This window comes from Flavobacterium sp. AED (genome assembly GCF_000812945.1).
Lineage (GTDB): Bacteria > Bacteroidota > Bacteroidia > Flavobacteriales > Flavobacteriaceae > Flavobacterium.
This window is the reverse complement of record NZ_JSYM01000001.1, coordinates 283,689-310,303: the sequence shown is the minus strand read 5'-3', so window position 1 is coordinate 310,303 and position 26,615 is coordinate 283,689. Positions and strand designations below refer to the sequence as shown.

The window sequence follows — 26,615 nt, the reverse complement described above, 5'->3', positions numbered from 1 at the left end:
AAAGTTTAAAATCAAAACTATCTGATTACTTTTTAACTAATATCTGAAATCTGATCGTTGCTTTCTGATACCTGAAATTTGGTTCTCTTACTTCCTTCGTACATTTCGTATTTTACCAATCGTGCTTCTAAACCAGCATTGAAAAGTTTAATTTTTCTTGAAGGTTTTAGTCCAACATATTTCAAAGCTTCCAGATTAGCCGTGATTAACCAAGCATTTGTTCCTGGGTAATTTTTCTTTAAGGTATCGCCAATACTTTTGTAGAATTCTTCCATGTGAATATCCAATCGCTCATCATACGGCGGGTTGAAAACCATGTGCAATTTCCCTTCGGAAGTTTTTTCAGTATCAAAAAAGTTTTTTTCTTCGATAGTAATGTACTCATCAAGATTAGCGTTTTTGATATTGTCTTTCGCTTTTTGAACCGCACTTGGTGCTTTATCATAGCCTTTTATAGTGTAATGAAACTCCCTAATTCGTTTCAACAAACTATCAGAAATAGCATCGAACAAATCATTGTCCCAATCATTCCATTTTTCGAAGGCAAATTCTTTACGATTGATGTTTGCCGGAATATTACAGGCAATCATCGCCGCTTCAGCTAGAAATGTTCCGGAACCACACATTGGATCCAAGAAATCAGTTTGACCGTCCCAACCGGAAAGCAATAGAATTCCTGCAGCCAATACCTCGTTTATAGGAGCAATATTAGTAGCGGTTCTATACCCACGTTGATTTAATGCATTCCCGGAAGTATCCAGTGCAACAGAAACTTGGTCTTTATCGATGTGAATATTGATTCTTAAATCAGGATGTACTTTATCAATACTTGGTCGCTGACCAGTTCTTTCTCTGAACTGATCGACAATTGCATCTTTACATTTCTGGGAAACAAATTCCGAGTGATTAAAATATTCCGAATGCACTGTTGTATCAATCACAAAAGTCTGATTGGCATTCAATAATTTAGACCAGTTCATACTCGAAATGCCTTTGTATAAAGCCTGTTCATTATTTGCCTTGAAAAAATAAATAGGTTTCAAGATTTTCAAAGCGGTACGCAACGCTAAATTTGCTTTGTACATAAACCCTTTATCTCCTTTAAAACTCACCATTCTTACACCTTGCTCCACGTTTTGTGCACCAAGCATTTGCAATTCTTTCGCTAATATTTCTTCAAAACCAAAAAAGGTTTTGGCAATCATTTTATAATTATTTTCCATTGTAAAATCAAGTATTCGGTGCAAAAATACACTAAATTTGCATCAATCGAATTAATTGAAAAAGAATAAATGTCTGCAGCACAAAATCCACCAACTGAAAATCAACCGAAATCAACTGAAAACTGGTATACCTCTTGGTTTGACTCTCCTTATTATCACATTCTTTACAAAGAACGAAACTACAGAGAAGCCCAGGTTTTTATGGATAATCTTACCCATTATCTTAATCTTCCTGAAAAAGCAAAAGTATTAGATTTAGCTTGCGGCAAAGGCCGCCATTCTATTTATTTGAACCAATTAGGATTTGATGTACTTGGCGCTGATTTATCTGAAAACAGTATTGCTGAAGCTTCAAAAAACACTAATGAAACACTACATTTCAAAGTTCACGATATGCGCGAACCTTTTGAAGAAAAATATGATGCCATTTTCAACTTATTTACCAGTTTTGGTTATTTCGAAAATGACGAAGACAATTTAACCACATTAAAAGCCATCAAAGAAAGCCTTTCGGAATATGGTTTTGCCGTGATTGATTTCATGAATGTTGCTCACGTCCTGGAAACATTAGTTCCAGAAGAAACAAAAACTGTCGAAGGAATCGATTTTCACATCAAACGCTATCTAAAAGACGGTCATATTTACAAAGAAATTGACTTTGAAGACAAAGGTCAAAAATTTCATTTTACCGAAAAAGTTAAAGCGCTTACGCTAAAAGATTTTGAAGAATTAATGGAAGAAGCCGGAATTTACTTATTGGATATTTTTGGCGATTACAAATTGAAAAAATTCCACAAAACAGATAGTGAACGACTAATCATGATTTTCAAATAGTTGATCGATTAATCGGTTATGTGTTTAATCGAGTAACAGATTAACAATTAAACGGTTAAACGAATAAACAAATAAACGATTCAACAAAAAATATGAATTATCTTTTACCTTTACTTTCCGTACTTATAGGATATATCATCGCATTGATTTTAAAACCAAAAAACAAAACCAACTTAAAGCTTTTATTGGCATTTAGCGGTTCTTTTTTACTTTCTTTAACGGTAATGCATTTATTACCCGAAGTCTACGAAAGCGCTAATCCAAAAATTGGGATTTTCATCATGCTGGGAATCTTGTTTCAAATCATATTGGAATTTTTCTCCAAAGGTGCTGAACACGGTCACGTTCACGGACATGAAATAATGACTCAAATCCCGTGGTTACTGTTCATCAGTCTTTGCATTCATGCCTTTCTGGAAGGATTTCCCGTAAGCCATCACCATGATTTAGCGGTAGGAATTGCCATTCATCATTTACCAATCGCCATAATATTGACTACCTTTTTCATCAATGCGAGTCTGGATAAAAAAGCGATACTTTTCTTCATGGTAACATTTGCAATTATGACACCGTTAGGAACATTTTTGTCTGATTACATGCCCATCTTAAACGTATATTATACTGAAATCACAGCCATTGTAATAGGAATCTTATTTCATATTTCATCCACTATTATTTTTGAAACCAGCGAAGGACACAAGTTCAATATTGCCAAAGTTTCGATGATAATTTTAGGAATTGCCTTGGCGTATTTTATTTGAGTTTGGGCGTGTCCGCCGAAAAGGCGGTCGGGCTATTCGCTGCAATCTTTTTATTTTTAAAGAAAAAATAAAAAGGATTTCCGCTGCTATCCCTCACGCAAAATAATCGGGGATTACTGATGAATTGTCCCCTCCTATAAAACTTGTAACTTTGAATCTTTGCAACTTAGAACCTCAAAAAAATGACTTTTACAAAAACCACCGAACAATCCTCAAAATACGACCATTTAGAAAAAATGTCGGTTCAAGAATTGCTTTCTAATATCAATCAGGAAGACAAAACCGTGCCGCTTGCCGTTGAAAAAGCCTTGCCACAAATAGAAAATTTAGTGACTGAAATCGTTGCCAAAATGAAATTAGGCGGCCGATTATTTTACATTGGCGCAGGAACTTCAGGACGATTGGGAATTCTTGATGCTTCAGAATGTCCACCAACATTTGGCGTTCCTTTCGATTTAGTAATTGGGATTATTGCCGGTGGCGACACCGCCATTCGTAGAGCCGTAGAAAATGCCGAAGACAACGCAACACAAGCTTGGATTGATTTGAAAGCTTTCAATATAAATGAAAATGATGTCGTTGTAGGAATTGCCGCTTCAGGTACAACACCTTATGTTATTGGAGGATTGCAAACTTGCAACGAGAACAATATAACCACAGGAAGTATTTCTTGCAATGCAGGAAGTCCTCTTTCGCAAACTGCAAAATTCCCTATCGAAGTGGTTGTGGGACCAGAATTTGTAACCGGAAGTTCCCGTATGAAAGCCGGAACAGCACAAAAACTGGTACTGAATATGATTACTACCGCCACCATGATTCAACTGGGAAAAGTGAAAGGCAACAAAATGGTCGATATGCAATTGAGCAATAGCAAGCTGGTCGATCGTGGCGTGAAAATGATTATGGGAGAAATTCCTGTTTCCTATGAAGAAGGTGCCGAATTATTAAAAAAACACGGAAGTGTAAGGAAAGCTGTTGATAATTTTAAAAAATAAACAACGATGATTCACCATATAGTAATGTGGAAATTAAAAGATTTTGCAGAAGGCAAAAGCAAAGCCGAAAATGCAATTATTCTAAAAGAGAGACTTGAAGGTTTAAAAAAGGATATTCCTGAAATAGTTGAAATACGGGTAGGATTAAATATTGAAAGTGAATATTCAAACTTTGATGCCGTTCTACACTCCTATTTTAATTCGTTTGAAACATTAGAAAAATACCAAAATCATCCAACACATAATGTTGTTGCTGAATGGATAGGTAAAATTAGAGATTTGAGATATTGTGTGGATTATGAATTTTAATTATTAAATTATGGCAACAAACAAAGAACTATTATCCAAAGGAATTAAATATTTAGCAGGTGCTTTACCGTTGCTATTTATAGGTCCTGCGGTGATTTATAATGCCTTTATGAATCAACAAAATATATGGCATTATTTAGTTTTAGCAATAGGAATTATCGCTTGTCTTGCCGCCATGTTTCTGATGTATTTGGGATTAAAAACAATTATGAAAAGCTTATTTAATGACTAATGGAAAACCTAATTCACGTTCAAAAAACATTTGAAAAAATTGTTTACGTCGATAAAAAAGTAAACAACCGAGAATTTGAAGATTGCGTTTTTAAAAACTGCGATTTATCAAATAGTGACTTCTCATATAGTAGTTTCATGGATTGCGAATTTATAGATTGTAATCTGGCGATGACCAAATTATCAGGAACAAGCTTAAAAGGAATACAATTTAAAAACTGCAAATTACTGGGTATTCAATTTGAGGAATGCGACGATTTCTTGTTTAATGTCAATTTTCAAGAATGCGTTTTGGATTATTCATCATTTGCGAATAAAAAGATGCCAAAGACAAAATTCAATTCCTGCGCATTGAGAGAGGTAAGTTTTGTTGGAACCAATCTTACGAGTTCCATTTTTGACAACAGTAACTTGGATGGTGCTATTTTTAACAATACCCAATTAGCCGGGGCCGATTTTTCAAAAGCAACTAATTTTAAAATTGATCCCGAATTCAATCCCATGAAAAAAGCCAAATTTTCTACACAAGGAATCATTGGACTTTTGGACAAATACGACATTAAAATTGTGTAATTATGGAAACAAGTGTTCTCTATCTTGAAAGTGCAAAAAAACAGTTTTTGTATTATAAAACGCTCGGAGAAAAAGCGATGGAACAACTCGAACCAGAGCAACTTTTTGTGGGTGTAAATGAAGATACGAATAGCATTGCCACGATAGTAAAACATCTTTCGGGAAATATGCTTTCTCGTTGGACAGAATTCCTGACTAGCGATGGAGAGAAAGAATGGCGCCACCGCGATGGAGAGTTTGAAAATGATTTGGAATCAAAAGAAGCTGTTTTAAATGCTTGGAATAAAGGTTGGAATTGTTTATTTGATGCTTTAAACGGATTACAACCCGAACAACTTTCACAAATAATATATATTAGAAATGAAGGTCATACGGTTGTGGAAGCCATCAACAGACAACTGGCTCATTATCCATATCATGTTGGACAAATCGTATTTTATGCCAAACAATTAAAGAATAGCGATTGGGAAAGTTTATCTATTCCTAAAAATAAATCTGATAGTTACAATGCTACTAAATTTGCACAAGAAAAAAGCATCAAGAATTTTACGGATGACGAATTGAAACGATTATCGAAATAATTAACCAAATCGTATTGTCCAAGATTGATGAAACTTAAAAAATCAAAAATAAACGCACTAAAGAAATGAAAAAAATAATACTTCTTCTCCCAATACTGTTACTAATGTCATGTTACAATGTGGAGCGCAATTGCAAGGATTTTAAAACCGGGAAATTCAAATTTGAACACGAAGTTAATGGCGTAAAAAAAACAACCGTTTTTGAGCGAAATGACAGCCTGGAAATTGAAACATTTGAAGGAAAAACAGACACTGCTTCGATTCGATGGGTGAATGATTGTGAGTATATTTTGCAGAAATTACATCCCAAAAACATGGCCGAAGAAAAGGCAATCGACATGAAAATTTTGACAACATCAAAAAATTCCTATACCTTTGAATTTGGAATGGTTGGTATTGACACGAAACAAAAAGGGACTGTCACCAAGATTGCTGATTAATAATTTCAAATTAAAACTTACAAATCATAACTAAATAAAATGGAAGTATTTTTAAATCCCGATGCTTGGATTGCCTTATTAACATTGACCTTTTTGGAAATTGTATTAGGAATAGACAACATTATTTTCATATCGATTGCTACTGGAAAATTACCCGTTGAACAACGCAAAAAAGCTACCAAAGTGGGAATGTTTCTTGCAATGTTTATGAGAATTGGACTTTTATTTGGAATTAATTTATTGATTCAAATGAAAGAACCTTGGTTTCGTATCGATTTGAGTTGGTTTTCTGCGGGAATTACGGGTCAAAGTATCATTCTGTTATTAGGAGGATTATTTTTAATTTATAAAAGTACAAATGAGATTCGGGAGAAAGTAGACGAAAAAGGACATGAAGAAAAAGAATTAAGCAAAGCGGCTACAAAATCATTTCAAAATGTGCTTTTACAAATCATTATGATTGATTTAGTATTCTCTTTTGACAGTATTCTTACTGCGGTAGGTATGACTAATGGTGTTGAAGGTGCTATTTATATCATGATTACGGCAGTGGTCATTTCAGTATTAATTATGATGCAATTTGCTGTTCCTGTTGGGAATTTTGTCAACAAACACCCGTCTATTCAAATTCTGGGATTATCCTTTTTAATTTTAATTGGAATGATGCTACTTACTGAAAGTGCTCATTTATCTAATGCTTTAATCTTTGGAAATCATGTTACACCAGTACCAAAAGGCTATTTGTATTTTGCTATAACTTTCTCTTTATTAGTTGAAGTATTGAATATGAAAATGAAGAAAAATAAGTAATCAAACTATTTTTTGATAAAGAAGCTCCTTTTCGGGAGCTTTTTTTATATTCTGAAAATTTATACCCTCCCTAAATAAGGAAACACTAAAAAGACCCAAATTTGATCTTTTTCTTTTTATTTTATTTTTTTATAATTTATCTTAGACACAAATAAGCGTCATGAAAAATACCATCTCTCATAGAGTCGCAGACTTTTTAAAAAATTTCCCTCCATTCAACTTTTTGCATCAAAAAGACATTGAAACTCTTTCTGAACAAATATCCATTATTTACAAAGAAAAAGATAGTTTGGTATTTGCCGAAAACGAAGAAACACACAACTGTTTTTATGTAGTTCATAAAGGAGCTGTAACATTAAGAAACAGCCAAGAAAATGATGTTTTGGATAGGTGTGATGAAGGAGATATTTTCGGGTTGAGACCGCTTATCGCCAATGAGAACTATCAGATGGAAGCCCGAACCTATGAAGAAAGTATTCTTTATGCCGTTCCTATCAGCATATTTAAACCTTACGCATTAGAAAACAGAGCTATAGGAAATTTTTTAATAGAAAGCTTTGCTTCAAATACACGCAATCCTTATTCCAAAAGTCATAGCGGAAAATTATATGGTGAAACTATAGGTAGTGAAACTTTGGACATTGATAAAAACCTATTGGACATACAGCCAGTAAAATATTCAAAAAAACTGATAACCTGTTTTTCCACTACTACAGCAAAAGAAATTGCTGAGATCATGACTAAAAAAAATGTGGGCGCCGTTCTTGTTATAGAAGATAAACTTCCTATTGGTATCATTACAGATAAGGATTTAAGGAACAAGATTGTGACAGGAGAATTTCCAATCACCACAACTGCTGGACTGATAATGACGACTCCCGTTATTACTTATCCCAAGAAAATGACCGTTACTCAGGCACAAATGGCAATGATGAAAAGCAACATCAGCCATTTATGTCTTACAAAAGATGGTACTGCAAATTCCAAAGCTGTTGGAATCCTATCCAAACATGATGTCATGGTGGAACTTGGCAATAATCCTGCAGTATTGATAAAAGCGGTAAAAAGAGCTAAAAAAGCCAAACAGATAAAGCCAATACGAGACAGCATAATGCAATTGTTACAAGGATATTTAGACCAAAACATCCCCATGACACTGACTTCTAAAATAATTACCGAATTAAATGATGTCTGCATTAAGCAAATAATAGAAATAGCGTTAAAAAAGATGAAAACGCCTCCTCCTGTAAAATTTGCATGGTTGGCATTAGGAAGTCAAGGGAGAAGTGAACAATTGCTACATACTGACCAAGATAATGCCTTAGTTTATGAGGATGTCCCAGAAGAATTAAAAGAAGCTACTAAGAACTATTTTTTAGAATTGGCTACTCATGTCAATAAAGGGCTTTTTGAAATTGGTTATGATTATTGTCCTGCAGAAATGATGGCTTCCAATCCAAAATGGTGTTTGAGCCTTGGCGAATGGGAAAGTCTGGTTTACCATTGGATTACCAACCCAGGAAAAAATGAAGTATTATTATCCTTTATATTTTTTGATTATAGCCTTTCTTATGGCGATAGGGAACTCGTAAATAATCTGTCTGATTTTATTTTTGAAAATATAAAAGCCAATCCTGTATTTTATATTCATTTAGTAAGTGGTGCGCTACAAAGTCCCTCTCCTACTGGATTCTTTAGACAACTTCTTGTAGAACAAGATGGTGCCCACAAAGACTTTTTTGACATAAAAAGACGGGCTTTAATGCCTTTGACTGATGCTGCAAGAGTATTGATTCTCTCCCATTCAGTGAAATCTATTAGCAATACTCCGGAACGTTTTGAAAAATTGTCAGAATTAGAGCCTCATAACAGCGAATTGTATTTAGCTTGTTCCTATTCCTATAAAGCATTATTGAAGTTCAGAACCAAACAAGGCCTTTTACATCATGATTCCGGTCAGTTTATTGCCTTAGAAACTTTGTCCAAATTAGAAAAAATAAAACTGAAGCGAACTTTCAAAACCATTAAGGAACTTCAGGAACTTATTACCATCCGATTTAACCCTTCAAACATATTATGATGATTAACTTATTAGAAAAAAGTAAAGCCGTTTTATTTAATTTTTTGGGTAAATCAGAAACATTATCCGATGAAGAACTGTTAAATGATATTGATACAACTCGTTTTGTTGTTTTAGATACGGAAACCACAGGATTTGATTATACAAATGACAGAATACTTTGTATTGGGGCTATCGTCCTGCAAAATAATACGATTCCCATTCATGATAGTTTTGAAGTTTTTATTCAACAGGAACATTATGATAAAGCTACAGCAAAAATTCATGGAATTCTGAAAGAATATATCATAGACCGCCCCACTGAATTAGAAGCTTTACAACAGTTTTTGGCCTTTTTAGGAGACTCCATTATAATTGCACATCATACAATATTTGACATTACTATGATTAATAATGCATTGGAGAGAAATGGATTGCCAAAATTAACAAACAAGACTTTGGACACGGCAGTGCTATATAAAAAAACGCTGTTAGTTTCTCATTTATTGGAACGTAAAGACAACTACAGTTTAGACGAACTTGCCGATAAATTTGATATTTCACAAAAAGACAGGCATACCGCAATGGGCGATGCTTATATTACAGCAATTGCTTTTTTGAAAATTCTAAATAAATTAAGAAATAAAAAGGGACTTACGTTAAAACAGTTGTTCAAATAAAAATGATAAAACTCATAAAAAAAAGCTCCTGATGGAGCTTTTTTTTATTCTAAAGATAATGTTATTTGACCGTCATCATCCAATTGAATATCCACATCATCAGCATCTGTTTCTCCTTTTACTTCTAATTCTTCTGCAATAACCTCCTCAGGAGCTTCGTAAGGCAACGATTCTAATAGATTTACTTGTTTCAACTTATCAGTTGTCAATTGGTTTCCTAAAGCTTTAAATCCTTTTAAAGCAATAAAGGATTCAATATCCACCTTCATATTTTCTTTTTGAACTCCTTTTACTTTCGCAAAAACTAGTTCGGCCACAGGGCGATAATCCGTAGCTACAATTTCGAGATGTGAATTAGAATGTTCCGTGATAAAACTTTCCTCTTTGTTCTCTGTTTCTACCAAAAAACGTTTGATATAATAGCGCTCTTTTTCACCATCATAATAAATCGCTGAAATTGGTTTTTTAGGAACCCATTTTTCTAAAACTACCATATCTTCATCAAAATGTGTCGATAATTCAGGCGTAATTACTTTTATTTTTCCAGATTGCGATATAATCAGAATCTTATCACTTGGTCTGAATTCGCCCAACAACTCACCTCTTCCATCAACGTTAAGTCTTTGGACAGTATCATCAAACCAGACTTTTCGTGGCAATAATGTCGAAATCCCTTTTTCTTTCAGTTCAATTTTCTTGATTGGATATTTGGTCACCAAATTCCCTTTGGAAGCGCGTCCTTTAATTGCTAAACTGGCAAAGTCGATATCGAATTTCAATTTTTTCACACTACCAACTTGGCGCAATAATATCGTAATCACCTCGGCTTCCCCATTTGGATTACAAGAGAAATACACTACTTGAGAACCTGCAGTTTCATTGGTTAAATCGTAGGCTTTATCACGAGTAACTCCAGAAACATTGAATCGTTTGATATAAGAAGGACCTGATTTTCCATCACGGTAAATCATATTGTAAATCGTACGCTTATCACTTTTGTCAAAAATAGCAATGTGAATAATGTCCTTACCCACAAACGTTTTAGCATCTACTTTGGTAATCATCATTTTACCGTCACGAAGGAATACAATTACATCATCAATATCAGAGCAATCCGTAACGTATTCGTCTTTTTTCAAGCTTGTTCCAACAAATCCCTCTTCTTTATTGACATATAATTTGGTATTTCTTAAAACCACTTTTGTAGCTTCGATATCATCAAAAATACGTAGTTCAGTTTGACGTTCCCGCCCTTTTCCATATTTCTCTTTTAACTTAGTAAAATAGGCAATTGCAAAATCAATCAGATGTTCTAAGTTGTGTCTTACCTGTTCGATATCGCCTTCAAGGGCTTCAATTTTATCTTGCGCCTTGTTGCTGTCAAATTTGGAAATACGCATGATTCGGATATCCAATAAACGCAGAATATCTTCTTCGGTAACAGCGCGTTTTAAGTGTTTAGTATGCGGTTTCAAACCATCATCAACCGCCTTAATTACCGTTTCTCGGGTCGTCATTTCTTCAATGTCACGGTATATTTTATTCTCTATAAAAATACGCTCCAAAGAAAGAAAATGCCATTGTTCTTCCAATTCACCTAACTGGATTTCAAGTTCGCTTTTTAAGAGCTGAACAGTCCTGTTTGTTGAAATTTTCAACATATCCGAAACCCCAATAAACAGTGGTTTGTTATCCTCAATAACACACCCCAAAGGAGCTACCGAAGTTTCACAAGCCGTGAAAGCAAACAATGCATCAATTGTTTTATCTGGTGAAACTCCTGGAAAAAGATGAATTAATATCTCTACCTCAGCAGCGGTATTGTCCTCAATTTTCTTGATTTTTATTTTCCCTTTATCATTCGCTTTCAAAATACTGTCAATCAAAGTGGTCGTATTAGTCGAAAACGGAATTTGGGTAATCACCAAGGTATTCTTGTCAAGCTGCGCGATTTTGGCACGTACACGTACACGTCCACCACGCAATCCATCATTATAATTAGACACATCAGCAATACCTTGTGTCAAAAAATCAGGATATAACGTAAATGGTTTTCCTTTTAAAATTTTTATTGACGAATCAATTAGTTCATTAAAATTATGAGGCAAGACTTTCGTCGAAAGACCAACTGCAATTCCCTCAGCTCCAGAAGCCAATAATAATGGAAATTTTACAGGCAGATTGTTAGGTTCCGCACGACGACCATCGTAAGAAACGCCCCAATCGGTAATCTTTGGAGAATATAAAACTTCCAAGGCAAATTTAGATAAACGCGCTTCAATATAACGAGAAGCCGCAGCTCCATCTCCCGTTAGGATATTCCCCCAGTTTCCTTGACAATCAATCAACAATTCTTTCTGACCAATTTGCACCATTGCATCACCAATACTCTGATCCCCGTGTGGGTGATACTGCATGGTGTGCCCTACTACATTGGCCACTTTATTATAACGACCATCATCTAATTCTTTCAAAGAGTGCATAATACGACGTTGCACAGGTTTAAAACCATCTTCAATCGCAGGAACTGCACGCTCCAGAATTACATACGATGCATAATCCAAAAACCATTCCTTGTACATTCCTGTGACTTTGGTAATGGTATCATTTTCATCTTCTTCATTTTCGTAAAAATGCTGGCCTTCAAAAGATTTTTTATCTACATTAATAATTTCATCCGAGTCATTTTCTTCTTGATTTTCATCAGTAGAATGATCTTCCGAATTATTTTCTTCGTTTGCTGGAATTATGTTATCGTCTTCTTCGTCTTTCATTTATTTATCCTATAATAATATTGGAATAATTTCTTTAATTTATACTACTCCTTTTCCAAAACATCTAATTCTACCTTCAAATTCTTGATGATAAATTCCTGTCGGTCTGGTGTATTTTTCCCCATATAAAAGGATAATAATTGCTCAATCGAAGTATTTTTATCCATCATAATTGGGTCAAGACGAATGGTTTCTCCAATAAAATTTTTGAACTCATCCGGAGATATTTCCCCCAATCCCTTAAATCGGGTGATTTCTGGTTTTGGTTTTAATTTTTCCATTGCCTCTTTTCGCTCTTCTTCCGAATAACAATAAATCGTTTCTTTCTTATTTCGGATTCTAAAAAGAGGTGTTTGTAAAATATACAAATGCCCTTCTTTTATTAATTCAGGAAAAAATTGCAAGAAAAAAGAAATTAACAACAACCGAATGTGCATTCCATCAACATCGGCATCCGTTGCAATTACAATATTATTATACCGCAATTTTTCTAAACCATCCTCAATATCAAGCGCTGCTTGCAATAAATTGAATTCTTCATTTTCATAAACAATTTTCTTGCTCATTCCGTAGGAATTCAAAGGCTTACCACGCAAACTAAAAACTGCTTGAGTGTTCACATCTCGCGATTTAGTAATCGACCCGGAAGCGGAATCTCCCTCAGTGATAAAAAGCGTACTCTCCAGACTTTTAGGATTCTTGGTATCCGTAAGATGGGCTCTACAATCCCTTAATTTTTTATTGTGAAGATTTGCTTTTTTGGCACGATCAGTAGCTAATTTTCGAATCCCTGATAATTCTTTTCGCTCTCTTTCGGCTTGAAGAATTTTACGCAATAATGCATCTGCAGTTGCTGTATTTTTATGCAAATAATTATCTAATTTCGTTTTCACAAAGTCATTTACAAAAGTACGAACTGACTGCATTCCTGGCTCAGAACCCATATCAGTCGATCCCAATTTAGTTTTGGTTTGCGACTCAAAAACAGGCTCCATAACCTTAATACTTACCGCACTTACAATGGATTTACGTACATCTGAAGCTTCGAAACTTTTATTATAAAACTCTCTAATGGTTTTTACAATCGCTTCCCGATACGCTGCTAAATGCGTTCCTCCTTGTGTGGTATTTTGTCCATTCACGAAGGAATGGTATTCTTCGCTGTATTGTGTTTTACTGTGCGTCAAAGCAATCTCAATATCCTCTCCTTTTAGGTGAATAATTGGATATTCCAAATCATCGGCATGAATGGTTTCTTCCAATAAATCTTTCAGACCATTTTCAGAGAAATATTTTTCGCCATTGAATAAAATGGTCAAACCATTGTTTAAGTAGCAATAGTTTTTGAGCATTTTGATTACATATTCATATCTGAATTTGTAATTTTTAAAAATTGCTTCGTCTGGAATAAAAGTAACCTTAGTTCCTTTTCGTTTAGTTGTATCTATAATATCTTCTTCAAGAACTAGATTTCCAGCCGAGAATTCAGCCGCTTTTTGTTTTTCGTCCCGAACGGATTCTACACGAAAATAATTAGACAAAGCATTCACGGCTTTTGTTCCTACTCCATTTAAACCAACGGATTTCTTAAATGCCAAAGAATCGTATTTTCCACCCGTATTCATTTTAGAGACTACATCAATTACTTTTCCTAATGGAATTCCGCGACCATAATCCCTAACAGTAACCGTTTTATCTTTAATCGTCACCTCAATTGTCTTACCGGCACCCATGACAAATTCATCGATACAGTTATCGAGTACTTCTTTTAGAAGAATATAAATACCATCATCTGGAGAGGAACCATCTCCCAATTTCCCGATATACATTCCGGGACGCATGCGAATATGTTCTTTCCAGTCGAGCGACCGAATATTATCTTCGGTATATTGATTTTGATCGGACATTGTAAATTTTGTGGATTTTGTGCTAATGTAGTGTAATTCGATAAAATTTAAAACAGGAAGCCGTCAAAGTTATTAAGAATGATATTGACAAAAAAAAAGATTACAGATTTTAGATTTCAGAATATGCGTATCGTTAAGGTTACCAAAATTTAAAAATTCTTAATAATTTCCTTCAACTGTTTATCCAATTCAGGATTAGAAATTTTACCGTTTTCAACATCAAAATTAGCATCGAAACTTGGTAACGAAAAAGTCGCTTTTATAACTGCACCATAACGAGGAAAAGCATTTTTTGCAATTTCTAATACAGACGACCCACCTCTACCGCCTGGCGAAGTAGCCATAAGCAACATTGGTTTTTCCTGAAAAACTTTTCCATTAATTCTGGAACACCAATCAAACACATTCTTGAAAGCCGCAGAATAATTTCCATTATTTTCTGCAAGCGAAACTACTAAAATATCAGCTGAGGCAATTTTAGCCAGAAACGCTTTGGCAAGTTCATGCTGACCAATCTCCACTTCTATATCAACACTAAACAAAGGCATTTTAAAATCATTCAAATCCAACACCTCTACTTCGGCATTTTCAAAAAGATTTGCAGCATAAGTTGCTAATTTTTTATTGATGGAGTTTTTACTGGGGCTTCCGCCAAAGGCTATGATTTTCATAAAAATTTGTTTTTTACTAAAGTAATTAAATTTAGTACTGCTACAAAAATAATTAACCTCTGATTCACAGATTATGAAATTATTTGACCGTTTTTTTAAATTCTCGACCTTCACCTAAATGTTTTAAATTTATAATTTTTTTAAATTCTCCTCGGCTCGGCTTAAGAACAAAAGAAGACGAATCAATCATTTTAGACTTTACTCTAGTAATTGAATCTATTCTTTTTAAATCTTCTTCAGAAGAAATATATTTTATTTTAAGTAAATTTTTATCTAGTTGAATTATTTTAATTTTCCAAAAAATAGAATCTTTTGTATTTAAAACTAATTGCCCATTAATTCGTTTTGCTTTTTGGGTATTCGAAAAAACAAAAATGGTATCTACATCTTTGCTTGAAAGTTCTAACGAATCTCCATTTTTTTTACAATCAAATACTTGTCGATTTATTTTTAAAATGCCCTTTCCGTCGGAGAAATCGAATTCTTGTTTTAGAGAATCCATTTGTTTTTTATGAAATCGAAATTTAGAATAGCTTTCCCTCAAAATTACATCTTCTTTGATATTAATAAAAATAGAATCCGAATTCATAAATACACCCCTTAATTTATTTGGAATTTTTGATAATTCAGAATCATTTATAGGCTGTGGAGTTTCAAAATAAAGATTAAGTCCATCAACTTCTGATGCATCAGCTTTTTTACAAGAAACAACAAATAATAATCCTAGAACTAAAAAGTACTTTTTCATTTTGAATGCCGATAAAATTTTAAAGTGAAATTACATATAAAATTATAAATTTAATTTAATCGCAATCTTGATTTTACCCCAGATAGCATTGAAAAGCATTTTTCTTTAACACTTATTTTTTCTTGACCAAAAAGAGCGACTAGAGGAAGCTCTTTTATGGTCTTAGAAAAAATAAGCGTTACAGGGAAATCTTGTAGCAAAAAAGCTGGATTAGGTCCATAAAAAAACCTGCAAAATTACTCTTGCAGGTTTCTTTCTATTTTCTTTATTCTTTTCTCTATTTTCTAGAAACTACACATTAAATCTAAAATGCATCACATCACCATCTTTTACGATATATTCTTTTCCTTCTACTTTGAATTTCCCTGCTTCTTTACATTTAGATTCAGAACCATAATTAACGAAATCCTCATAAGCAATAACTTCAGCACGGATAAATCCTTTTTCGAAATCAGTATGAATAACTCCTGCAGCTTGTGGCGCAGTTGCTCCAATATTAATAGTCCAAGCACGAACTTCTTTAACTCCTGCCGTAAAATAGGTTTGTTGTTTCAATAATTTGTAAGCTGCACGAATCAATACAGATGCTCCTGGCTCACTTAACCCCATATCTTCTAAGAAAACCTGACGCTCTTCGTAGCTTTCTAATTCGGTAATATCAGCTTCAGCACCAACAGAAAGTACAATAACTTCCGCATCTTCATCCTTAACCAATTCACGAACTTGGTCTACATATTTATTACCGTTAACTGCTGAATTTTCATCAACATTACAAACATACAATACTGGTTTTGCGGTAATCAATTGAAAACCTTCCATCAAAACTTCTTCGTCATAGTTCTGTGGAGTTATTGTTCTGGCAGATTTCGCTTGAAGTAATGTTTCTCTAATTCTGTTTAATAATGCTTCTTCTACTATTGCTTCCTTGTTTCCGGTTTTAGCAGCACGTTTTACTTTTTCTAAACGTTTTTCAACATTCTCCAAATCTTTCAATTGCAATTCAATATCAATCGTTTCTTTGTCACGAATTGGATTTACATTTCCATCAACGTGAACAATGTTATCGTTATCAAAACAACGTAAAACGTGAATAATCGCATTACATTCTCTAATATTTCCTAGAAACTGATTTCCTAAACCTTCTCCTTTACTTGCTCCTTTTACCAATCCTGCAATATCAACGATATCTACGGTTGCCATTTGCACACGTTCTGGTTTTACCAATTCTTCCAATTTTTCTATTCTGGAATCCGGAACATTTACAACACCTATATTTGGTTCAATAGTACAAAAAGGAAAGTTCGCACTTTGCGCTTTTGCATTGGATAAACAATTGAATAATGTTGATTTTCCAACATTCGGTAATCCTACAATTCCTGCTTTCATATGTAGATAATATTTGTTTTTAATGAAAATATGGCCCCGCCATTCTTCATGCTATTTTTGTTTACAGATAACAGTATCCTGCTAAAAGTTTTTAGAATTCACTTTAAAAGTTTGCAAATATAAGATTTAATAAATGTTTGATGGCATAATCAATACATTTATGTATTGCATTCTCCTTTTTTACTTTTTTTATCAATTCAATATTATTCTTTAAACAATTTATCAGAATAAGAATTTTATTAATCATTATTAAAATTTCTATAAATGTTTGTAAAAATTTAAACTAAATATTAATATTTTGTTAAAAAAAATTTATATTGCAACCGATTTCAAACCAAACAAAAACCAAAACCAACAATTTATGAAAAAATTTGCATTATTATTATTCTTGCTAAACGTCACATTTCTTTTTGCACAAAAAGAAATCTCTGGTGTTGTGAAAGACAATGCCGGTGCTGCATTACCAGGCGTTAACATTATCGAAAAAGGAACTAACAACGGTGTCTCAACTGATATCGACGGAGTTTACAAAATCAAAGTTAAAGATGGGGCTACTTTAATTTTTAGCTATGTAGGATACAATAAAGTAGAAAGAGCAGCTACAAGTACTACAATAAATGTAGCATTATCAGAAGAAGGTGGTCAAAATCTTCAAGAAGTTGTGGTTACTGGTACAAGAACAGCACCTAGAAGTAACACCACGACTGCACTTCCTATCGATGTAATATCCTCTAAAGACTTAGCATCAACTGGACAAGCTACTTTTGACAAAGCGTTACAGTACAAGATTCCTTCTTTTAATACGGTTCAAACACCTGTAAATGATGCTACATCATTGCTTGACCCTTATGAAATTAGAAATATGGGACCAAGCAGGACTTTAATCCTTATCAACGGAAAACGTAAAAATTTAAGTTCTTTACTTTACGTACAAACTTCTCCGGGACGAGGTGAAACAGGTGCAGATATTTCTGCAATTCCTACAGACGCTATCGAAAGAGTCGAAATCCTTCGTGATGGTGCATCAGCTCAATATGGTTCTGATGCGATTGCAGGGGTAATGAATATTATCTTAAAAAAGAATACTAACGGTGGATCAGTAACAGTAAGAAGTGGAATGACTTCTCAAGGTGATGGCGAAATGTTAGGCGTAAGTTTAAACAACGGTTCTACAGTAGGAGACAAAGGATTTGTAAATTATACAGTAGATTTCTCTAAAGTTAATTTATCTAACAGACCAGGTAAAGTTGATGCTGCTGGAGATGCAGGAGATTTTGGAGCTTCTCTTTCAGATGTTCAAGCTTTTCTTGCAAAAAAACCAGATGCAGGAAACATCAATGGATCGCCAGAAACTGCTGCTGCTAAATTCTTAGTTAATGGTGGAAGCGAATTAAGCGAAACTTCTCAAATCTATTACAACGCAGCTTATGTTTACAAAAAAGTAAACTCATTTGCAAATTATAGAACTCCATATTGGAGAACTTTATCTGATTATCCTTTCTTGAAAGACTTCTTTGGAAATGGAACACCTGCCTCTTATTTAGGTTATGTGCCAACATTTACTGGAGATTTAAATGATTACAATGGTACATTAGGATATAAATCAACAAAAAACGATTGGAATACTGATGCGAGTATCACAGTAGGTGGAAATACACAAACTTATACAGTTGAGAACTCTTTCAACAGATCTGACATTCAAGATGCTGATGGAAATAACGTTTACTTAGAAAACAGCCCAATCGCATTTAAACCAGGAGGAACTTCTTTCAACCATATTGTAGGTAACTTAGATATCTCTAAAGTATTATCAGAGAAAGTAAGTATTGGTTTTGGTTCAGAAATCAGAACAGAAACTTTTGAAGTTATGGAAGGAGACAAAGCATCTTGGGATGGAATTGGAGCAGATTCATTTGCTGGTAACAGACCTGAAAATTCAGGAAAATGGAATCGTTATAACTTAGGTGCTTATTTAGATGTCGCTTATGATGTTACTAAAGATTTCTTAGTAAACGGAACTGTCCGTTACGAGGATTATAGTGACTTTGGAGGAGCTACAGTTTGGAAATTAAGTTCAAGATATAAATTTGCAGACGACAAAATTACACTAAGAGGTTCCCTTTCTACAGGATTCAGAGCTCCAACTTTACATCAAATTTATACTCAAAAATCACAATACTCATTTGTACCTGGTCAAGGAATTCAAGTAAGTGGTATTATAAATAATGTTTCTCCACAAGCTCGTCAATTGGGAATTAAACCATTAGATGCAGAAAAATCAACTAACATTACTGTGGGAATTGGAGCAAAACCAAGTAAAAACTTTAATTTCACAATCGATTATTACAACATTAAAGTTGAAGACAGAATCGTTTTAGGAGACAAAGTAGATACTCAATTTGGTACAGTAGCTTGGTTTGAAAATTCATTTGACTCTAGAACATCCGGTTTAGATGTGGTTGCTAACTACAGCAACATCATGTTAGGAACAGGAAAATTAGGATTTAATTTATCTGGAAATGTTACTTTTCAAAACGAAAGAATTTCTCCTGTAAAAAGTGGTAATTTTGGACAAACATTAGAATCTTTAATGTTTACTTCAAGACCTGATACTAAATGGATTTTGGGAGCAAATTACAAAATAGGAAAATTTGATTTTTCACTTAACAACACTTATTTTGGAAAAACTACTTTTAATCAAGATGGTTTAGATTCTAATTTAAAAACTCAATTTATTCCAAAAATCGTTACTGATTTAGGAATTAATTTCTCAGCTACTGACAAATTAACTTTAGCTCTAAATGTAAACAATTTATTAAATGTTTTACCAGAATGGAAATTTGTAGCTGAAAATGCTGCTGGAACAACACTTTTAAATGACCCTGCACAAGTTAAGAACCAATTCAACTTAATTACTTTCAACGGTCGTTATGCAAATACTACTTATGATGGATCACACTTTAGTCAATTAGGTACTATGTTCAATTTATCTTTGAACTATAAATTCTAATTTGATTCTTGAATAACTTAAAAGGGCTGTCGAAAGATAGCCCTTTTTTTATTTCGTTTATTTTTCCTAAATTTAGTACTTTATTACAACTATCATGACAAATCTTTATGACGGAAAAATGGCTGCAATTTTTGATGCCATGTACCAAACCTTCATTGATTATGATGAAGAATACCAATTCTACAACCATTTAATTAAAGAAAATAACTGCACATCCATACTAGAAGTTGGTAGTGGTACCGGTAACCTAGCCAAAAGATTTCAGCAAAATAATCAAGAATATATTGGCCTGGATTATAGCCAAAGTATGATAGCTATCGCCAAGGAAAGAAATAAGAGCTGTACTTTCATTCACGGTGACATGAGACAATTTGAACTTGAAAAGCCCGTTGATTCAATACTAATTACGGGGCGTTCCACTAGTTATTTGATTACAAATGAAGACGTAAACAGCACTTTTGAATCCATTTACAAAAATTTAACAGAAAATGGAATTCTCATTTTTGACTTTATAGACGCTAATCGCTTTATTCCTTTTACTACAGAAAATAAAGTTATAATTCACAAAGCGGAATATGATGGAATACTGTATTATAGAAACAGTAATTGGAAAACAACTTCCTCAGAAAATTTTATGCTGGAGTGGACTGCACAATACTACACTTTAAAAAATGGTGAAAAAGAAATAATTGCAGACGATTTTTCTACATTGCGTGTATTTACCTTAAATGAGATACAATTATTTTTATATTTAAATGATTTTGAAATCATCAAAACAATTGACAGAAAAACGTATGCTTACGATACATATGTAATTGTAGCAAGAAAAAAATAACATAAAAAAAATCCTGAGAACTAACTCAGGATTTTTTTTATGTTATTGAATTTACACACTATTCATTATGCAAAAATGCTTGTCTGTTTAGTAACGTTTCTTCAGTCTCAACATGATTATCATCTGGAATACAACAGTCTACAGGACAAACTGCAGCACATTGTGGTTCATCATGAAAACCTTTACACTCTGTACATTTTCCGGGTACAATATAGTAAATTTCGTCAGAAATTGGAGTTTGTGCTTCATCTGAATCTACTTCAGAACCATCCGGCAAAATTACTTTCCCTTTAAGTTTGGTTCCATCTTTATATCTCCAGTCATCAGCTCCTTCATATATTGCTGTATTTGGGCACTCTGGTTCACAAGCACCGCAATTGATACATTCATCTGTTATTATAATTGCCATCTTTATCTTTTTATGAGTTAAAAGCTATGCCTATTGAGATAAAACAACTTAAGATTTTTTCTCTTTTGACTTATAACTTATTATAGCTTATTTTTGTGCAAAATTACAATCAAAACTATTCATATACAAGTTACTTATGTTACAAAACGAAAAAAAAAGAAGTTTTATTGAATTAGGAAAATTTTTAAGTCAATTTTCCGAGGATAATTCTTCTATCAATCCTACTGTTTTACATAACGATTTATTTTTTGATGATTTTATCAAATTGATCACATTATCACAATCGCATAATGGATGGTATACGCCTGAACAAGTTTATTTTTCTATTCAATCTTGGGCAGAAGCACTAACTGAAGAAAATTTAAATCAATGGCTCTCTGCTTATAATTTTCAAATAAACGAACCTAAAAATATCGCCTTAATTCTTGCCGGAAATATTCCGCTGGTTGGGTTTCATGATTTCTTGTCGGTTTTAATCACTGGGCATAATGTATTGATAAAAACATCCTCAAATGACCAACATTTATTACCTTTTTTAGCTAAATACATCGTATCCGTTGATTCTGAATTGGCTAATAGAATAACTTTTGTTGAAGGAAAACTAGAAAATTTTGATGCCGTAATAGCAACTGGAAGTAATAATACCGCTCGCTATTTTGAATATTACTTTAAAGACAAACCTTCCATAATACGAAAAAGCAGGAATTCAATTGCTGTTTTGAATGGAAAAGAAACCAAAGAACAATTAAGCGCTTTAGGTGAAGATATTTTTAGATATTTTGGTTTAGGATGTCGCAATGTCTCTAAAATTTTTGTTCCAAAAGGGTATATTTTCGATGGTTTTTTTGAAGCCATATTTGAGTATCAGGATGTTATTCATTATGAAAAATATGCTAACAATTATGATTACAACAAAGCCGTTTTCCTGATGAGTAATTTTAAATTATTGGATAATGGATTTTTGACCATAAAAGAAGATAAAAGCCATGCCTCCCCAATTTCTAGTGTGTTTTATGAATTTTACGATGACATCACTGATTTACAAATACGATTACAATCTGAAAGTGAGCAAATTCAGTGTATTGTAAGTGATAACATCATAGAAAACAGCATTGATTTTGGACAAACCCAAAAACCTAAATTATGGAATTACGCAGATAACGTGGATACTATTTCGTTTTTGTTAACAATATAGTCTAAAATTGTTTAATTTTTTCGAATTATTTAACGCTTTTTAAACTCCTATTACCGAAATTTGCACTTTAATTTTTTGGACTTAAACTACACCATGAAAAAACACAACTACAGCGCAGGACCTTGTATTTTACCACAAGAAGTTTTTGAAAAATCAGCTCAAGCTATTTTAAATTTCAACAATTCTGGTTTATCCATTTTAGAAATTTCGCACAGAAGCAAAGACTTCGTTGCCGTTATGGATGAAGCAAGAGCTCTTGTTATTGAACTTTTAGGCCTTGAAGGCAAAGGATATCAAGCTTTATTTCTTGCTGGCGGAGCTAGTTTAGAATTTATTATGGCTCCTTATAACTTGATGAAAGAAGGTGGGAAATCTGCTTATCTTGATTCAGGAACATGGGCATCAGCAGCTATAAAAGAAGCCAAACTTTTTGGTGATACTGTCATTGTCGCTTCATCAAAAGAAGAAAATTACAATCATATTCCAAAAGGATACACTGTACCTTCAGATGCTGATTATTTCCATTGCACCAGTAACAACACTATTTTTGGTACACAAATGAAGGAATTCCCATCACTTGATATGCCAATTGTATGTGATATGAGTTCTGATATATTTTCAAGAGAATTGGATTTTTCAAAATTTGATTTGATTTATGCAGGAGCTCAAAAAAATATGGGTCCAGCAGGAACTACTTTGGTTGTTGTGAAAGAGGAAATTTTAGGTAAAAATAGCAGAATAATCCCAAGCATGTTGGATTATACTAAACATATCAAAGCAGAAAGTATGTATAATACTCCACCTGTTTTCCCTGTTTACGCATCTTTATTGACATTACAATGGTTGAAAAACCTAGGAGGTGTTGCTGCAATTGAAAAAATAAATAATGCTAAAGCTGCATTACTTTATGGAGAAATTGACAGAAACCCATTATTCAAAGGAGCTGCTGCTATTGAAGATCGTTCTAACATGAATGCCACTTTCTTATTGAATGATGCTTCTCATGCAGAAACATTTGATGCAATGTGGAAAGCTGCGGGAATCTCTGGATTACCTGGACACCGTTCAGTAGGTGGTTACAGAGCTTCTATGTACAATGCGCTTCCATTAGAAAGCGTTCAAGTATTGGTTGATGTAATGGCAGCATTGGAAGCTAAAGTTTAGTTTTCAGTTTCGCAAAAAATGCCAATTGAATTCTGGATACCTAGCCCCGATTGAAATGGAAATCCTTTTATGTTTTTTCTTTAAAAACATAAAAGATTGCAATGGAAAGCGGGAAATAGCTCCAGAAAAATAAAATAATAAATTAAATATGAGGATGGGATTGTTTCATTCCTCGCAATGACATAAAAAATGAAAGTATTAGCCAATGACGGAATTTCTAAAAGTGGAATTCTAGCTTTAGAAAAAGGTGGATTTGAAGTTATAACTACAAAAGTAGCACAAGAACAAGTGGCTAACTTTGTAAATGAAAACAATGTGAGCGTTGTTTTGGTGCGTAGTGCTACCAAAGTTCGTAAAGACATTATAGATGCTTGCCCAGGATTAAAAATTATTGGTCGTGGTGGTGTAGGTATGGATAATATTGATGTGGACTATGCTAAAAGCAAAGGAATTCATGTAATCAACACTCCAGCATCTTCATCAGAATCAGTTGCAGAATTGGTTTTTGCACATTTATTTTCTGGTGTACGTTTTTTACATGATTCTAACAGAAATATGCCTCTTGAAGGAGATACAAACTTTGAAGGTTTGAAAAAAGCATATGCAAACGGAATCGAATTAAGAGGAAAAACTCTTGGTGTTGTAGGAATTGGACGTATTGGTCAAGCTACTGCTAAAATGGCATTAGGTTTAGGCATGAAAGTGATTGCTGCAGATATGTTTATCCCACAAGTTGACGTTAAAGTTGAATTTTTTGATGGTCAATCTATCACAACAACTATCGTTTCTCAATCATTGGAATCTTTATTCAAAGAAGCTGATTTCATAACATTACACGTTCCTGCTCAAGATGGTTACATCATTGGAGAGAAAGAATTGGCTATTATGAAAGACGGTGTAGGTATTGTAAACTGTGCTCGTGGTGGTGTTATCGATGAAGTTGCATTAGTAAAAGCATTAGACAGCGGAAAAGTATTGTTCGCTGGATTGGATGTTTTTGAAAACGAACCAACTCCTGAAATGACTATTTTGATGAATCATAAAATCTCAATGACTCCACATATTGGAGCTGCAACAGGAGAAGCACAAGATAGAATTGGTACTGAATTAGCTTCACAAATTATTAGCATATTAGGCTAGTTTTTTTGCATTAAATAGTAAAAAGGGATTCATTAACATTGTTTAATGAATCCCTTTTTTTATTAAATTTGATTTCTAATCTAAATCAAATGACATGTTTGAACAATTAACACAATTAGCACAACAGTTTGGTGTCGAATCCGTTGTTAAAAATAACGCTATTCCAAACGAGCATAATGAAGCTGTAATGACTGAAGCTAGCAGTTCTATTATTTCCGGATTACAAAAAATAGTCTCAGAAGGTGGAGCTGATCAACTTGCAGGTTTATTTCAAGGAAATAATGCGCAAGACAGTTCGAATCCTGTAGTTCAAAAATTAACGGAACAACTTACTGGAAGTCTGGGTGAAAAATTTGGTATAAATAATGAAACTGCCTCAGGAGTAGCGGGAAGCTTAATCCCTCAAATATTGAGTTCTTTAGTCAATAAGGCCAAAGATCCGAATGATTCCAGTTTTCAAATTTCTGATATTATTGGAGCTATTTCTGGTAATAGCGGGCAAAATACTGGTATTATGGAGGCTATTTCAAAATATGGTGGCCAATTTGGTTTAGACCAAAATGCAGATGGTAAGGTAGATATAAGCGATGCTATGTCGGCAGTAACCCAAAAAGGTGGCGGACTTGGAAGCATACTTGGTAAACTCTTTGGAAAATAATAGAAATCGAAATATTCATATAAAATCATTTACTCTTAGTAGATGATTTTTTTGTTAAAACACTAATAATTAACCTTTTAATTTCGTAACTTTAATATTCATTTTTTATCATGAAAAATAGTATTTACATATTAGCAATTATTTTAGTTTCTCTTTTTAGTTGTAAAACTTCTAAACCTACTTTTTCGAAAACTGACAAAACAATTCCAACGCAAAGTGATACCGTTAGAATTGCCAATGATGAACTGCAATACGAAGTAATTATAATCGACCCAGGTTTCAGTACTTGGCTTAATTCAAGAGCTTATCCAAGAGGCTATCATTCCCAAAGTTACTTAGAAAACAAAAATCAATTGTACGTTAGCGAGTGGAACAGCCGCGTTTTGCAACCACAACGATATGACCCTAATCTTTATGAAATGTCAATTAGTTATGATTCAAATATTAATTATGGGTATGAGGTTAATTATCTAATTTATAATTATATGATTTATTTTCAAAATACCTACAAACAAAAACTCTTTGGTTATGTTCCCTCAAGATAATGTCACTATATTTGTAATCATTATAAATAAAGATGAGCGATTTAAAAAAACGTTGGGGAATTGAAACCAATTTACAACTCACAATTATATTTATTGTTTTTGCAATTACGGGTTCCGCTTCAGCTTGGTTATCAAAACCTTTTTGCTTTTGGTTGGGAATTACAAAATCAGACTTAGGTCATTGGTTTACACCCGTCCGATTATTATTGATTTTTCCATTATACCAAGTACTTTTAGTCTTAATAGGATTTATTTTCGGACAATTCAAATTCTTTTGGGCATTCGAAAAGAAAATGCTAAAACGGATGGGATTAGGATTTCTTTTTAAAGAATAAAAAACGCTTCAATTATGAAGCGTTTTTGTTTTTTATCCAATAATTATAAATCCATGTCAAGGTAAATGTGGGAATAACATCTGAAAATGGTAAAATTTCTTCTAAAAAAGTAACGACTCCGCCTACTTTACCTACAGTTCCTTTATACATTATTGTCATTAAATATCCTGCAATGGGTGCCCAAACCACATCAGAGAATTCTCCAACGAAAGGAACGGTAAACGATAACATCCCAATTCCGTCAAATAATAAACCCAGTAAAAAATTTCTGCTTTTATTATCTGTTTCGCCAACTTGTATTTTTTCCATTATTCTATTTTAGAATTGTTTATTACAAAACAT

27 protein-coding genes are annotated in these 26,615 nt (G+C 33.4%); 19 read left to right on the top strand and 8 right to left on the bottom strand.

Features of this window, described 5'->3' with window-relative positions; genetic code table 11:
* Nucleotides 1–32: 32 nt before the first annotated feature.
* Nucleotides 33–1,223 carry a class I SAM-dependent RNA methyltransferase gene (locus OA85_RS01395; protein WP_039107627.1) on the bottom strand — a complete coding sequence of 397 codons (1,191 nt, stop codon included), beginning with the start codon at nt 1,221–1,223 and terminating at the stop codon, nt 33–35.
* 69 nt (nt 1,224–1,292) lie between these two features.
* Between OA85_RS01395 and OA85_RS01390 the strand changes: the two genes are divergently transcribed.
* The 11 genes from OA85_RS01390 (at nt 1,293) to OA85_RS01340 (ending at nt 9,496) form a co-directional block, all read left to right on the top strand.
* The gene (locus OA85_RS01390; protein WP_039107625.1) at nt 1,293–2,057 is read left to right on the top strand and encodes a bifunctional 2-polyprenyl-6-hydroxyphenol methylase/3-demethylubiquinol 3-O-methyltransferase UbiG; all 765 of its coding nucleotides are present in this window, start codon (nt 1,293–1,295) and stop codon (nt 2,055–2,057) included.
* 92 nt (nt 2,058–2,149) lie between these two features.
* Nucleotides 2,150–2,818 carry a ZIP family metal transporter gene (locus OA85_RS01385; RefSeq protein WP_039107623.1) on the top strand — a complete coding sequence of 223 codons (669 nt, stop codon included), beginning with the start codon at nt 2,150–2,152 and terminating at the stop codon, nt 2,816–2,818.
* Nucleotides 2,819–3,000: 182 nt separating this feature from the next.
* Nucleotides 3,001–3,813 (top strand): N-acetylmuramic acid 6-phosphate etherase, encoded by an 813-nt coding sequence (murQ, locus tag OA85_RS01380; protein WP_039107622.1) that lies wholly within the window; start codon nt 3,001–3,003, stop codon nt 3,811–3,813.
* 6 nt (nt 3,814–3,819) lie between these two features.
* On the top strand, nt 3,820–4,122 hold the full coding sequence (locus OA85_RS01375) for a Dabb family protein (protein WP_039107621.1): 303 nt from the start codon (nt 3,820–3,822) through the stop codon (nt 4,120–4,122).
* Between the two features lie 10 nt (nt 4,123–4,132).
* Nucleotides 4,133–4,354: a DUF6095 family protein gene (locus OA85_RS01370; protein ID WP_039107618.1), complete on the top strand. Its 222-nt coding sequence runs from the start codon at nt 4,133–4,135 to the stop codon at nt 4,352–4,354.
* Nucleotides 4,354–4,926 carry a pentapeptide repeat-containing protein gene (locus OA85_RS01365; RefSeq protein ID WP_039107616.1) on the top strand — a complete coding sequence of 191 codons (573 nt, stop codon included), beginning with the start codon at nt 4,354–4,356 and terminating at the stop codon, nt 4,924–4,926. The genes OA85_RS01370 and OA85_RS01365 overlap by 1 nt, the downstream gene beginning before the upstream one ends.
* Nucleotides 4,927–4,928: 2 nt before the next feature.
* On the top strand, nt 4,929–5,507 hold the full coding sequence (locus OA85_RS01360) for a DUF1572 family protein (protein WP_039107614.1): 579 nt from the start codon (nt 4,929–4,931) through the stop codon (nt 5,505–5,507).
* Nucleotides 5,508–5,572: 65 nt separating this feature from the next.
* On the top strand, nt 5,573–5,947 hold the full coding sequence (locus OA85_RS01355) for a hypothetical protein (protein ID WP_039107613.1): 375 nt from the start codon (nt 5,573–5,575) through the stop codon (nt 5,945–5,947).
* Between the two features lie 39 nt (nt 5,948–5,986).
* Entirely contained in the window at nt 5,987–6,757 is a 771-nt protein-coding gene (locus OA85_RS01350; RefSeq protein ID WP_039107612.1) for a TerC family protein, read from the top strand.
* A 160-nt stretch (nt 6,758–6,917) separates the two neighbouring features.
* A complete protein-coding gene (locus tag OA85_RS01345; protein WP_039107611.1) occupies nt 6,918–8,837 on the top strand; it encodes a DUF294 nucleotidyltransferase-like domain-containing protein in 1,920 nt (639 codons plus the stop codon).
* On the top strand, nt 8,837–9,496 hold the full coding sequence (locus tag OA85_RS01340; RefSeq protein WP_039107610.1) for a PolC-type DNA polymerase III: 660 nt from the start codon (nt 8,837–8,839) through the stop codon (nt 9,494–9,496). The genes OA85_RS01345 and OA85_RS01340 overlap by 1 nt, the downstream gene beginning before the upstream one ends.
* A 44-nt stretch (nt 9,497–9,540) precedes the next feature.
* Here OA85_RS01340 and OA85_RS01335 read toward each other — a convergent pair whose 3' ends face one another.
* From OA85_RS01335 to ychF, 5 genes are all read right to left on the bottom strand, one after another.
* A complete protein-coding gene (locus OA85_RS01335; RefSeq protein WP_039107609.1) occupies nt 9,541–12,270 on the bottom strand; it encodes a DNA gyrase/topoisomerase IV subunit A in 2,730 nt (909 codons plus the stop codon).
* A gap of 44 nt (nt 12,271–12,314) precedes the next feature.
* A complete protein-coding gene (locus OA85_RS01330; protein WP_039107608.1) occupies nt 12,315–14,177 on the bottom strand; it encodes a DNA topoisomerase IV subunit B in 1,863 nt (620 codons plus the stop codon).
* 149 nt (nt 14,178–14,326) lie between these two features.
* Nucleotides 14,327–14,848 carry an NADPH-dependent FMN reductase gene (locus OA85_RS01325; protein ID WP_039107607.1) on the bottom strand — a complete coding sequence of 174 codons (522 nt, stop codon included), beginning with the start codon at nt 14,846–14,848 and terminating at the stop codon, nt 14,327–14,329.
* A 79-nt stretch (nt 14,849–14,927) separates the two neighbouring features.
* Nucleotides 14,928–15,596, bottom strand: coding sequence for a hypothetical protein (locus OA85_RS01320; protein WP_039107605.1), 669 nt, complete (start codon nt 15,594–15,596; stop codon nt 14,928–14,930).
* A 291-nt stretch (nt 15,597–15,887) separates the two neighbouring features.
* Nucleotides 15,888–16,982, bottom strand: a complete 1,095-nt coding sequence (ychF, locus tag OA85_RS01315) for a redox-regulated ATPase YchF (protein ID WP_039107604.1) — start codon at nt 16,980–16,982, stop codon at nt 15,888–15,890.
* Nucleotides 16,983–17,343: 361 nt separating this feature from the next.
* Between ychF and OA85_RS01310 the strand changes: the two genes are divergently transcribed.
* Nucleotides 17,344–19,992, top strand: coding sequence for a TonB-dependent receptor (locus OA85_RS01310; protein ID WP_039109267.1), 2,649 nt, complete (start codon nt 17,344–17,346; stop codon nt 19,990–19,992).
* Between the two features lie 94 nt (nt 19,993–20,086).
* Nucleotides 20,087–20,827 carry a class I SAM-dependent methyltransferase gene (locus OA85_RS01305; RefSeq protein ID WP_039107602.1) on the top strand — a complete coding sequence of 247 codons (741 nt, stop codon included), beginning with the start codon at nt 20,087–20,089 and terminating at the stop codon, nt 20,825–20,827.
* A 58-nt stretch (nt 20,828–20,885) separates the two neighbouring features.
* Here the strand turns inward: OA85_RS01305 and OA85_RS01300 are convergent, their stop codons facing one another.
* Nucleotides 20,886–21,236, bottom strand: coding sequence for a 4Fe-4S dicluster domain-containing protein (locus tag OA85_RS01300; protein WP_039107600.1), 351 nt, complete (start codon nt 21,234–21,236; stop codon nt 20,886–20,888).
* Nucleotides 21,237–21,372: 136 nt separating this feature from the next.
* Here OA85_RS01300 and OA85_RS01295 point away from each other — a divergent pair, with 136 nt between their 5' ends.
* The 6 genes from OA85_RS01295 (at nt 21,373) to OA85_RS01270 (ending at nt 26,273) form a co-directional block, all read left to right on the top strand.
* Nucleotides 21,373–22,431: an acyl-CoA reductase gene (locus OA85_RS01295; protein WP_039107599.1), complete on the top strand. Its 1,059-nt coding sequence runs from the start codon at nt 21,373–21,375 to the stop codon at nt 22,429–22,431.
* Nucleotides 22,432–22,524: 93 nt separating this feature from the next.
* Nucleotides 22,525–23,595, top strand: a complete 1,071-nt coding sequence (gene serC / locus OA85_RS01290) for a 3-phosphoserine/phosphohydroxythreonine transaminase (protein ID WP_039107597.1) — start codon at nt 22,525–22,527, stop codon at nt 23,593–23,595.
* 189 nt (nt 23,596–23,784) lie between these two features.
* A complete protein-coding gene (locus OA85_RS01285; protein WP_039107595.1) occupies nt 23,785–24,735 on the top strand; it encodes a D-2-hydroxyacid dehydrogenase in 951 nt (316 codons plus the stop codon).
* Between the two features lie 94 nt (nt 24,736–24,829).
* The gene (locus tag OA85_RS01280; RefSeq protein WP_039107593.1) at nt 24,830–25,393 is read left to right on the top strand and encodes a DUF937 domain-containing protein; all 564 of its coding nucleotides are present in this window, start codon (nt 24,830–24,832) and stop codon (nt 25,391–25,393) included.
* Nucleotides 25,394–25,503: 110 nt separating this feature from the next.
* The gene (locus OA85_RS01275; protein ID WP_039107591.1) at nt 25,504–25,938 is read left to right on the top strand and encodes a DUF6146 family protein; all 435 of its coding nucleotides are present in this window, start codon (nt 25,504–25,506) and stop codon (nt 25,936–25,938) included.
* Between the two features lie 32 nt (nt 25,939–25,970).
* Entirely contained in the window at nt 25,971–26,273 is a 303-nt protein-coding gene (locus OA85_RS01270) for a DUF6787 family protein (protein WP_039107589.1), read from the top strand.
* Nucleotides 26,274–26,285: 12 nt separating this feature from the next.
* Here the strand turns inward: OA85_RS01270 and OA85_RS01265 are convergent, their stop codons facing one another.
* Nucleotides 26,286–26,582: a hypothetical protein gene (locus OA85_RS01265; protein WP_039107587.1), complete on the bottom strand. Its 297-nt coding sequence runs from the start codon at nt 26,580–26,582 to the stop codon at nt 26,286–26,288.
* Between the last annotated feature and the right edge of the window lie 33 nt (nt 26,583–26,615).